Annotated in this window: 1 protein-coding gene; it reads left to right on the top strand. The window is 28.9% G+C overall.

The genetic code is table 11. The features are described from left to right. Window positions 1–77: 77 nt before the first annotated feature. On the top strand, window positions 78–277 hold a 200-nt coding region (locus ETC27_RS17940), incomplete at its 3' end, for a hypothetical protein (RefSeq protein ID WP_205742773.1).

Raw genomic sequence — 277 nt, 5'->3', positions numbered from 1 at the left:
ATAATCCAAAAGACAAATAATTTGCTCTAATTACATTATACAATAGAAGTAACAATTTAATATATGGAAAAACACAAATGCTAAAATATCCTCAAGGATTAAATAAACAAAGAAAAAATTTTTCAGGAAAACAAACAGAGAAAAAAGTGGTGCATAACGCTGCGAAAAGTACTCCGAATATGGTAAAATCTAAATCGGCAGTAAAATTTGGTAAACGTGGTATGAACTTTGAAGCAGAGATCAATGCGACTAATGATTATTATCTTGCACATGATAT

The organism is Onishia niordana, from assembly GCF_004798965.1.
In the GTDB taxonomy this organism is placed as follows: Bacteria; Pseudomonadota; Gammaproteobacteria; order Pseudomonadales; family Halomonadaceae; genus Onishia; species Onishia niordana.
Note: the sequence above shows the minus strand (reverse complement) of the source record. Positions and strands in the feature narration are given on the sequence as shown.